The organism is Sphingobium sp. UBA5915 (genome assembly GCF_002431195.1).
Classification (GTDB): domain Bacteria; phylum Pseudomonadota; class Alphaproteobacteria; order Sphingomonadales; family Sphingomonadaceae; genus Sphingobium; species Sphingobium soli.
In genome coordinates this window covers 86,141-88,680 of record NZ_DJDV01000089.1, presented here as the reverse complement: position 1 = coordinate 88,680, position 2,540 = coordinate 86,141, and the positions used below count along the sequence as shown (strand labels likewise).

The following is a 2,540-nucleotide window of genomic DNA, read 5'->3' as shown; positions in this document are numbered from 1 at the left end:
TGCGCGCGCTGGAGCGTCCGCGCGGTCCAGAAGGCCATGTCGCGCACGTCGCCCGGCGCGGGGAACAGCGTATCGATATGGCGCTTGATCGGCATATAGGGCCACCAGTCCGCGCCCGGTTCCGGCGCGCCCTTTTCCAGCACGCTGGTCACGAATTCGGTCACGGGTTCCATGCGGGCCAGATTGGGGGCCTTGGCCTTGTGGAAGGCCTTGTCGGTCTTGAGCCGCTCGGTAAACGCCGCGTCGCCCTTTTCCAGCGCAGCGCGACATTCGGCCTGATAGGCGTCGAGATCGCCAAAATCCTTGCGCGCGCGGGCTTCCAGCTCGCCTTCTTCCAGCTCATAATCTTCGGTCAGGATGCGGATGGCGGCCGTCCATGACTGGCCGTTCCCAACATCCTCCGCGAAATCGGCGAGGGCATCCTGGATATCGTCTTCGTCGCTCAAAATATCTATCCTTATTGTCCCGTTTTTCTGCCCGGACTTGATCCGGGGTCCCGCCGCCTCAGAAGACAGGCAGGACGCCGGATCAGGCCCGGCTGACGTGCATCATTTATCCCACGCTGCCCTCAAGGCTGATGCCCAGCAGCTTCTGCGCTTCCACCGCGAACTCCATCGGCAGCTGTTGCAGCACGTCCTTGGCGAAGCCGTTGACGATCAGCGAAACCGCGCTCTCCGTGTCCAGCCCGCGCTGCATCGCGTAGAAAAGCTGGTCGTCCGAAATCTTGCTCGTCGTCGCCTCATGCTCGATCTGCGCCGAGGGGTTTCGCACCTCGATATAGGGCACGGTATGCGCGCCGCACTGATCGCCGAGCAGCAGGCTGTCGCACTGTGTGAAGTTGCGCACCCCCTCCGCGCCCGGCGCCACGCGCACCAGCCCGCGATAAGTGTTGTTGCTGCGGCCCGCGCTGATCCCCTTCGACACGATGGTTGAGCGGGTGCCCTTGCCATTGTGGATCATCTTCGTGCCGGTATCGGCCTGCTGCATGTTATTCGTCAGCGCGACGGAATAGAATTCGCCCACGCTATTCTCGCCGTTCAGCACGCAGCTGGGATATTTCCAGGTGATGGCGCTGCCGGTTTCCACCTGCGTCCACGAAACCTTGCTGTTGCGCCCTTGGCAGAGCGCCCGCTTGGTCACGAAATTATAGATGCCGCCCTTACCATTCTCGTCACCGGGATACCAATTCTGGACGGTGCTGTACTTGATTTCGGCATCGTCGAGCGCGACCAGTTCGACCACGGCGGCATGCAGCTGATTTTCGTCGCGCATCGGCGCGGTGCAGCCTTCGAGATAGCTGACATAGCTTCCTTCGTCCGCGACGATCAGCGTGCGTTCGAACTGGCCGGTATTTTCCGCGTTGATGCGGAAATAGGTGCTCAGCTCCATCGGGCAGCGCACGCCCTTGGGAATGTAGACGAAGGTGCCGTCGGAAAAGACCGCGCAGTTGAGCGTGGCGAAATAATTATCGTGCATCGGCACGACCTTTCCCAGCCATTTCTTCACCAGGTCGGGAAATTCGCGGACCGCCTCGCTGATCGAGCGGAAGATAACGCCGGCTTCCTCCAATTCCTTGCGGAAAGTGGTCGCCACGGAGACGCTGTCGAACACGGCGTCGACAGCGACCTTGCGACTGCTCTTCACGCCGGCGAGCATTTCCTGCTCGGCGATCGGGATGCCCAGTTTCTGGTAGGTGGCCAGGATTTCGGGATCGACCTCGTCCAAGCTGTTCAGTTCCGCCTTCTTCTTGGGCTCGGCATAATAATAGGCATCCTGATAATCGATCGGCGGGACGTTGAGCTTGGCCCAGTCCGGCGATTCCATCGTCTGCCACTGCGCAAAGGCCTTGAGCCGCCAGTCGAGCAGCCATTGTGGCTCCTTCTTCTTGGCCGAAATGAAGCGGACCGTATCCTCGTTCAGCCCCTTGGGCGCGAAATCCTGCTCGATCGCGGATGACCAGCCATGCTCGTAGGTCGACGCGCGCTCGGCCGCCTCCAGCGCTTCCTCATTGCGTATGGTCGTCACGTCGTCGGTCATGCCATCTCTCTCGTCAAACTCGCGATCGTCACTCCGGCCAGCGCCTGGCGGATCGCATTGTTCGCGACATTCATATGCGGGCGGATGCGGCAATCCCGTTCCAGATTGCAGTCATGCGCGCCCATTTCGGTGCAGGCGGTCATGGCAATCGGCCCTTCGACCGCTTCCACCACATCCGCCAGCGTAATCGTCGCGGGCGGGCGGGACAGGCGGACGCCACCGCCCGTGCCCCGACTCGATTCGAGCAGTCCGGCCCCCGACAACCGGCTCACCAGCTTTTGCGCGGTGGGCAGCGGAATGCCGGTTTCGGCGGCCAGCGTTGTCGCATTCATCCGCGCGCCGCCACAATGGCGCGCGGCCGCGCTCATCAGCACCACGGCATAATCAGCGAAACTCGACAAGCGCATTGCGAACCATTCTCAAATCGGATCGAATCCATCCGATTGCGCATGTGGTCGCCTGCGCTACGGGAATCAAGGGTATTTATGACAAGCGATTGAGAA

Annotated in this window: 3 protein-coding genes; all 3 read right to left on the bottom strand. The window is 61.5% G+C overall.

What is annotated here, in order from left to right; all coding sequences use genetic code 11:
* A partial coding sequence (locus B2V90_RS15590) for a hypothetical protein (RefSeq protein ID WP_293922135.1) occupies nt 1-446 on the bottom strand: 446 nt, incomplete at its 3' end.
* A 106-nt stretch (nt 447-552) separates the two neighbouring features.
* The gene (gene sufB / locus B2V90_RS15585) at nt 553-2,037 is read right to left on the bottom strand and encodes a Fe-S cluster assembly protein SufB (RefSeq protein ID WP_228221453.1); all 1,485 of its coding nucleotides are present in this window, start codon (nt 2,035-2,037) and stop codon (nt 553-555) included.
* Complete coding sequence (locus B2V90_RS15580; RefSeq protein WP_228221452.1) at nt 2,034-2,444, bottom strand: RrF2 family transcriptional regulator; 411 nt, start codon at nt 2,442-2,444, stop codon at nt 2,034-2,036. Before B2V90_RS15580 ends, sufB begins: the two co-directional genes overlap by 4 nt.
* Nucleotides 2,445-2,540: the final 96 nt, after the last annotated feature.

Bases quoted from the DNA above. Each gene is read 5' to 3' on its own strand.
- B2V90_RS15580 (WP_228221452.1), bottom strand. From the start codon at position 2,444: ATGCGCTTGTCGAGTTTCGCTGATTATGCCGTGGTGCTGATGAGCGCG.
- sufB (WP_228221453.1), bottom strand. From the start codon at position 2,037: ATGACCGACGACGTGACGACCATACGCAATGAGGAAGCGCTGGAGGCG.